Here is a 7933-nt window from a genome sequence, read left to right as displayed (position 1 = left end):
AGGTTGGTGCCGCGTTTCATGGCTTGGAACTCGAGCCAGCCCTGAAGCATGACGACGGGGCCCGGCTTGCCGTAGTAGCCGGTCCATCCGCCCAGACGCGCGCAGACCCAGGCGGCGCGTGCGAGCGATCCCTTTGGATGGGGGTTCTTCTGCCGGTCCGTCTTGCCTTCGAGGTCGGCGCAGCAGGCCTCGATCAGCGCAATGTCCTCGGGGTCGAACGCATCGCTCAGGGGCCGCAGAGGTCCCGGGCCGCCATCACGGGCGTGCACCAATTGCTGGATGCACACAGCCGCGATCAGCGTCGCGGTTATCAACCGATCACGAGGCGCCTTGTCTTCGATCTGGACATGCTCGATGTCGAAGCCCGCAGTCTTGAGGGTGCGGAACAGCTGTTCAATGGCCCAACGTTGCCGATAAAGGTCGACCGTCTCCCATGCTTCCGTCTCGCTGGCTACTGCGTGTGTCGTCAGAAGTCGCCAGTGGATCGGCGCCTCGCCAGCCGGCGCGCTGATCTCACGGACATCAATGACGTTTACGGCAACGCTCTCCGGCAAATTGGCGCGCAATCCATTCTTGGGGCGGGCAAGCCTCGCTGGCATGAAGCGCATTTCGAGCTGTGCAATACGCCGCTTGCGCCCCGGCTTGGCGGCCAACTCCAGTTCCGCACGTCCCATCACAGGGAGTGCGGCGGCTCGCGCAAACAGGGCATGACCATCGGCAAGCGCGCGGTCATGAGCCGCACGTACCAGCAGTTCAACGCGTTCGGGACGCAACGCAAACGCTTCAAAGATATCGCTCTCGCGATCGGCAATGACCGTGATCGAAGCCGCGCCGGCACACACCGACCCGGCTTGGTCCGCGCCTTCCAGCCACCGGAAGCTCTCTTTTTCTTCAATCGGTGCGGATCGCCGCACGGCCCGCCGGCCGCCCTCCCGCTTCAGGAAGCAACCATCGATCAGTCCAAGGATCGAACCATCCTGCGCATCCAGAGCCAATACGGCATGCAGATACTCACCTCCACCTCCCTCCGAGCGCAGCACAGTCGTGTCCTGGATCGCAAGGACGTGCCGTCCCATGCAGCGGTCCGCCGTCCGCCCGGCGGCCTCCGCCAGCATCTCTTCACAACTGAAGGCCTCATTACGCAAAAGCCGGGTCAGGCGAATCTCTCCCGCCCGACTGCCACCCAATCGACGCACCCGCAGCCTTCTGCCGCCCGACGCCACGAGGCGGTCCAAAAGAAAGGCCCCCCTTTTTCCAGGCGGCGGTCACCAAACCGCCCCAGTCCAAGCTCCATGCACTCCTCCTCTTCAGGAAGACCACATGGAATCAGCCATTTCTTCGCTCTTCAACTGCGATGTGTGAATATCGTAGCCTGGAGGGGGAGGGTCGATCGCGCGAAGCGCGGGCGGGGTGGGGTGATCCCTCCACTCGGGCACTGTTCGTCGTGGAGGGACTTTCACCCCCACCCCGTCTCACATTTCGCTGCGCTCAATGCGAGCCGACCCTCCCCCTCCAGGGGAGGGTGGCAGGCTAATCCTGCGCCTCGCTGAACGTTGCCCGGAACGGATGTCCCGGATACACGCCGACGATACGAAACTCGCGTGAGAAGAATTTCAGCTCCTCGATCGCAAATGCGAGACCCTTGTCATCAGGGTGGCCATCGACATCGGCATAGAACTGCGTGGCGAAGAAATTGCCGTCGACCATATAGCTTTCGAGCTTCGTCATGTTGACGCCGTTGGTGGCAAAGCCGCCGAGCGCCTTGTAGAGCGCCGCAGGCAGGTTGCGCACCCGGAAGACAAAAGTCGTGACCAGCGAGCCCGAGCCTTGCGCGGCCCACTTCGGCTCACGCGCCAGCACCACGAAGCGTGTGGTGTTGTGGGCTTCGTCCTCGATGTCCTCGGCGAGGATGTCGAGGCCGTAGATCTGCGCGGCGAGGCGCGAGGCGATCGCGGCGACGGTCTTGTCCTTGCGCTCGGAAATGTCGCGGGCGCTGCCGGCGGTGTCGGCGTGCACGATGGGCTTGATGCCGAGCTTGCGGATGATCCGCCGGCACTGGCCGAGCGCATGCACATGGCTCTCGACGGATTTGACGTCTTCGAGCCTGGTGCCCTTGATCGCCATCAGCTGATGCCGGACCGGCAAGAACCATTCGCCGATGATGAAGAGGCCGGAGGCCGGAAGCAGATGATGGATGTCGGCGACGCGGCCGGCGACCGAATTCTCGATCGGGATCATGCCGAGATCGGCCTCGCCCGAGGAAATCGCCGACAGCGCGTCCTCGAAGGTGGCGCAGGGCATCGGCTCGGCGTCGGGATAGGCTTCAACGATGGCGATATGGGAATTGGCGCCAGGTTCACCCTGGAATGCGATCTTCATCTTGCTCATGACGGGCCTTGTAGCAGCGGCTCAGGATTTGGAAAGGATGCCGCGGGCGGTCTCCAGATCCGCCGGCGTGTCGACCCCCCTGGGGACGGTGTCGACGATGGTGAAGTCGATCCGCATCCCGGCCTCCAGGGCCCGGAGCTGCTCGAGCTTCTCCTGCAATTCCAGCGGCGAGGGCGGCAGCGAAACGTAGCGCTCCAGAGCGGCGCGGCGATAGGCGTAGAGGCCGATATGGTGGTAACGCGGTCCGTCGCCGGTCGGCGCCGTCGCGCGGGTGAAATAAAGTGCGCGCATGCGCTTGCCGCCGAGCGAGGTTCCGATCGCCTTCACGACGCTCGGGGCGAGATCCTCCTCCTCGGTGTGGATCTGCGAGGCCAGCGTGGCGATGTCGACGGCAGGGTCTTCGAGCGGCGGCAGCACGTCGCGGATGTTGTCGACCGTGATGGTCGGGAAATCGCCCTGGAGATTGACCACGATCTCGGCCTTGCCATCGGGATCGAGCTTCTGCATGGCCTCGTGGATGCGGTCCGAGCCCGAGGGGTGGTCGGTGCGGGTCATCACCGCCTCGCCGCCATGGGCGGTCACGACCGAAGCAATCTCTGCCGTGTCGGTAGCCACCGCAACCCGGCCGATACCGGCGGCCTCGGCGCGCCGCATCACATGCACGATCATCGGCAGGCCCGCGATATCGGCGAGCGGCTTGCCGGGCAGGCGGGTGGCGGCCATGCGGGCCGGGATCAGCACCAGGATGCGGGGATCGATCATGGATTTAAGGGCCTGGAAACGGGACGTTTTCCGCGTCGAGAAATCGGGTGGGGACGGGCCGACAGAAGGGTCGCTTATACGGGTTGCCAGACCCCGGGCAAACCGATATCTCAATGGCAAAACTCGGGGAAACAATAAGGAACGGTTTTGATTCTCCCGAGGCTCGTCCTGGCGGCCGCCCGGCTGCCAATTCCTTCTTGCGGTGTGGGGCCTGGCCGGAAATGGACTCTTTCGAACTCAACAAGATTCTCGGGGCCGTGCTCGGCACCTGTCTCATTCTGCTGGTGACGAGCTTCACCGCTCAGGCTTTGTTCTCGCCCAAGACGCCGGAAAAGCCGGGCTTCGAGATCGCCGTGAAGGAAGAAGCCGGCGACAAGGGTGGCGCAGGCGCTGCCGCAGCTCCGGCCGAGCCGATCGAAAAGCTGCTCCAGACCGCCTCCGTCGAGAAGGGCGCTTCCGCCGCCAAGAAGTGCGGCGCCTGCCACACCTTCGAGAAGGGCGGCCCGAACCGCGTTGGTCCGAACCTCTACGGCATTGTTGGTCGCGCCCGAGCAACGGAAGCCGGTTTCAACTATTCGGCCGCCATCAAGGCAAAGGGGGGCGATTGGAGCGTCGACGAACTCAACAAGTTCATCACCAATCCGAAGGGCTATATCCCCGGTACGGCGATGGGCTTTGCCGGCATCCAGAAGGACAGCGAGCGTGCCGACGTCATCGCTTATCTGAACACCCTCTCCGACAGTCCGAAGCCGCTGCCGACGGCGGCGAAATAAGGCTCTCGAAATAAGGCTTCCGGGTTTCGATCTCGGATATGCGGCCAGGCTCCAAAGCCTGGCCGTTTCCATATCCGGGCCTCGCGGCGTTGTTATCGGGGCGTTTGGCCGCATCTGACGGCCACTTCGGTCATCCAAGATGAGGAAAAAGCAACATATTCCGTCGAAAGCTCGCCTATATTAGGCCCTTAAAGGGGTAACCTCCTTCGAGACCAAGGATGTTGATTTGGCCATTACCCGACGCGATCTTCTGCTCACCGGCGCGGCCGTTGCCGCGCTTCCCGTCCTCGGCTCTGCGGCGGGTGCTCCCGTCGTTGGCACGGCAGAGGCGCAATCGGCCGGTGAGCTGCCCTGGCGCCATGCGCTGTCCCTGTTCGGCGACGTCAAATATCCGGCCGACTTCAAGCGGTTTGACTACGTCAACCCGGACGCGCCCAAGGGCGGCATAGCGCGCCTGATCTCGATCGGCACTTTCGACAACTTCAATATCGCGGTCGCCGGCATCAAGGGCACGATCGCGCCAGCTGTCGGTGTCATCTACGAAACGTTGATGACCCGGGCGCAAGACGAGGTGGCGAGCGAGTACGGTGAACTGGCCGAGGCCGCCCAGCATCCGGAGGATTTTTCCTGGGTGGTCTATCGCCTGCGCAAGGAAGCCCGCTGGCATGACGGCAAGCCGGTGACGCCCGAGGACGTGATTTTCTCGCTCGAGACGTTCAAGCAGCAAAGCCCGATGTACGCGTCCTATTATCGCCACGTGACCAAGGCGGAGAAAGTCGGCGAGCGCGACGTTAAATTCAGCTTCGATGGGCCGGGCAACCGGGAGCTGCCGACCATCGTCGGCGAGTTGGCGGTGCTGCCGAAGCATTGGTGGGAAGGCACCGACGCGCAGGGCCGCAAGCGCGATGTGAGCGCGACCACGCTGGAGATTCCGCTCGGATCCGGGCCATATCGGATCAAGGAATTCGTGCCGGGGCGCTCGGTCAGGCTTGAACGGGTCAAGGATCACTGGGGCGCCGATCTCCCCAGCCGGATCGGCCAGAACAATTTCGACGAGCTGCGCTACGAATTCTTCCGCGACAACCAGGTCGCGCTGGAGGCCTTCAAGGCCGATCAAGCCGATTGGATCGCGGAAAACTCCGCCAAGCAGTGGGCGACGGCCTACAACTTCCCCGCGGTCGCCGAGAAGCGGGTGATCAAGGAAGAGTTTCCGATCAACGATTCTGGCCGCATGCAGGCCTTCGTGGTCAACACCAGGCGCGATCAGTTCAAGGATGCGCGGGTGCGACGAGCCTTCAACTACGCCTTCGACTTCGAGGAGATGAACAAGCAGCTCTTTTTCGGTCAGTACAAGCGCATCAACAGCTACTTCGAAGGGTCCGAACTCGCGGCGACGGGTTTGCCTGAGGGCGAGGAATTGCGGATCCTCGAAACGGTGAAGGACAAGGTACCGCCGGAAGTGTTCACGACGCCGTATCAGAATCCTGTCGGCGGCACTCCGGAAGCCGTGCGCGCCAATCTGCGTGAAGCGGCGAAGCTCCTGAAAGAAGCGGGCTTCGAGGTGAAGGATCACAAGCTGGTCGACGCCGCGGGGAAGGTTCTGACGGTCGAGATCCTGGTCCAGGAACCCTCGTCGGAGCGCATTGCGCTGTTCTTCAAGCCCTCGCTGGAGCGCATCGGTGTCAACACGTCGGTTCGCACGGTCGATGATGCGCAGTACCAGAACCGGCTGCGTAACTTCGACTTCGATATGATTATCGACCAATGGGGCGAGTCGCTTTCGCCCGGCAACGAGCAGCGTGAATTCTGGAGCTCGGCGACCGCCGACGTGCCCGGCGCACGCAACACCATCGGCATCAAGAACCCGGCCGTGGATGCCTTGATCGAGAAGATCATCTTCGCCAAAGACCGCAATGGTCTCGTCGCCGCGACGCGCGCGCTCGATCGCGTGCTGCTGTGGAATTTCTACGTGGTGCCTCAGTTTACCTATCCATTCTCGCGCTATGCCCGCTGGGACCGCTTCAGCCATGCCGAGCCCCTGCCGAAATATGGCCGGTCCGGCCTACCGACGCTCTGGTGGTACGACGCTGAGAAGGCGGCGCGAATCGGAAAACGCTCTTGAGGGAGCAATTGCGCATGACGCAGCTTTCACGCCGGCATGTGCTGGTCCTCGGTGTTGGCGGCGCGTTCAGCGCTGCGGCGCTGCCTGGTGTGGCGGCGTCCGAGGGGCCCGCTGAGGCCCACGGCATCTCGGCCTTCGGCGATCTCAAATATCCAGCCGATTTCCACCATTTCGACTACGTCAATCCCGATGCGCCGAAGGGCGGGGCGTTCTCACTGATTCCTTCGGTGCGTTCTTACAACCAGTCCTATTTCACGTTCTCCTCGCTCAACGCCTACATCCTGAAGGGCGAGGGCGCGCAGGGCATGGACATGACCTTCGCCCCGCTGATGGCGCGCGCCAATGACGAGCCCGACGCGATGTACGGGCTTGTCGCGAAATCGGTGCGAATCTCGCCGGACAAGCTGGCCTACACCTTCACGATCAGGCCCGAGGCTCGTTTCCACGACGGCTCGAAGCTCACCGCTGATGACGTCGCCTTCTCGCTCAACACGCTGAAGGAGAAGGGCCATCCGCTGATCGTCGTGCAGCTGCGCGATTTCGTGAAGGCCGAGGCGCTCGATGACGCCGCCGTGGTCGTCACCTTCGCGCCGAACCGCGCCCGCGACGTGCCGCTCTATGTCGCCAGCCTGCCGATCTTCTCGAAGGCGTATTACGCCACGCGGGCCTTCGACGAATCGACGCTCGATACGCCGCTCGGCTCCGGCCCCTACAAGGTCGGCAGGTTCGAGGTCAATCGCTACATCGAATACGACCGCGTCAAGGACTGGTGGGGTGCCGACCTGCCGGTGTGCCGCGGCAGCTACAATTTCGACACGGTGCGCTACGAATTCTATCGCGACCGCGACGTCGCCTTCGAAGGCTTCACCGGCAAGAACTATCTGTTCCGCGAAGAGCTCACCTCGCGCATCTGGGCCACGCGCTACGATTTCCCGGCGGTGAAGGACGGTCGCGTCAAGCAGGAGCAACTGCCGGACGAGACGCCGTCGGGCGCGCAGGGCTGGTTCATCAATCTGCGCCGCGACAAGTTCAAGGATCCGCGCGTGCGCGAAGCGCTGATCTATGCCTTCGATTTCGAGTGGACCAACAAGTCGATCATGTACGGCGCCTATGCGCGCACGCGCTCGCCGTTCCAGAATTCCGACATGATGGTCTCGGGCCCGCCCTCGCCTGAGGAGCTCGCATTGCTGGAGCCCTTCCGTGGCAAGGTGCCCGACGAGGTGTTCGGCCAGCCTTTCGTTCCGCCGGTGTCGGACGGCTCGGGACAGGACCGCGCCCTGCTGCGCAAGGCGAGCGAGCTGCTCAACGAGGCCGGCTACGTCATCAAGGACCGCAAGCGGGTTCTGCCCAATGGCGAGCCCTTCACGATCGAGTTCCTGAACGACGAGCCGTCGATCCAGCCGCATCATGGGCCTTACCTGAAGAACCTCGCGACGCTCGGCATCGACGCCACGTTCCGCCTGGTCGATGCCGTGCAGTACCGCGCGCGGCTCGAGGATTTCGATTTCGACATGACCATCGAACGCTTCTCGATGTCGGCGACGCCAGGCGATGCCATGCGGGCCTTCTTCTCCTCTCAGGCCGCCAAGACCAAGGGCTCGTACAATCTCGCCGGCATCTCCGATCCGATCATCGACGCCCTCATCGACAAGATCATCGCGGCCCAGACCAGAGCGGAACTGACCACGGCCTGCCGGGCGTTCGATCGCGTGTTCCGCGCCGGGCGCTATTGGGTGCCGCAATGGTATGCGAACTTCCATCGCGTCGCCTATTGGGACCAGTTCAGCCATCCCGCCACGCCGCCGAAATTTGCGCAAGGCGTCGGTGCACCCGAGAACTGGTGGTATGACCGCGCCAAGGCCGCCAAGCTCGAGCAGGCGAAATAGCC

At 63.2% G+C, this 7933-nt stretch carries 6 protein-coding genes; 3 read left to right on the top strand and 3 right to left on the bottom strand.

Features of this window, described 5'->3' with window-relative positions:
* The 3 genes from JQ621_RS33360 to JQ621_RS33350 all read right to left on the bottom strand — a co-directional run.
* On the bottom strand, positions 1-1235 hold a 1235-nt coding region (locus JQ621_RS33360), incomplete at its 3' end, for an IS4 family transposase (protein WP_249125728.1).
* A 295-nt stretch (positions 1236-1530) separates the two neighbouring features.
* Positions 1531-2388, bottom strand: coding sequence for a prephenate dehydratase (locus JQ621_RS33355; protein WP_212241289.1), 858 nt, complete (start codon positions 2386-2388; stop codon positions 1531-1533).
* Between the two features lie 21 nt (positions 2389-2409).
* Entirely contained in the window at positions 2410-3150 is a 741-nt protein-coding gene (locus JQ621_RS33350; protein WP_212241288.1) for a 3-deoxy-manno-octulosonate cytidylyltransferase, read from the bottom strand.
* A 221-nt stretch (positions 3151-3371) separates the two neighbouring features.
* Here JQ621_RS33350 and JQ621_RS33345 point away from each other — a divergent pair, with 221 nt between their 5' ends.
* The 3 genes from JQ621_RS33345 to JQ621_RS33335 all read left to right on the top strand — a co-directional run bounded on the left by JQ621_RS33345 (position 3372) and on the right by JQ621_RS33335 (position 7931).
* Positions 3372-3923 carry a c-type cytochrome gene (locus JQ621_RS33345; protein ID WP_212241286.1) on the top strand — a complete coding sequence of 184 codons (552 nt, stop codon included), beginning with the start codon at positions 3372-3374 and terminating at the stop codon, positions 3921-3923.
* Positions 3924-4149: 226 nt separating this feature from the next.
* The gene (locus JQ621_RS33340) at positions 4150-6045 is read left to right on the top strand and encodes an ABC transporter substrate-binding protein (protein WP_212241285.1); all 1896 of its coding nucleotides are present in this window, start codon (positions 4150-4152) and stop codon (positions 6043-6045) included.
* Between the two features lie 14 nt (positions 6046-6059).
* Positions 6060-7931 (top strand): extracellular solute-binding protein, encoded by a 1872-nt coding sequence (locus JQ621_RS33335; protein ID WP_212241284.1) that lies wholly within the window; start codon positions 6060-6062, stop codon positions 7929-7931.
* The last annotated feature ends 2 nt before the right edge of the window (positions 7932-7933 follow it).

The organism is Bradyrhizobium manausense (genome assembly GCF_018129685.1).
GTDB lineage: Bacteria > Pseudomonadota > Alphaproteobacteria > Rhizobiales > Xanthobacteraceae > Bradyrhizobium > Bradyrhizobium manausense_D.
Note: the sequence above shows the minus strand (reverse complement) of the source record. Positions and strands in the feature narration are given on the sequence as shown.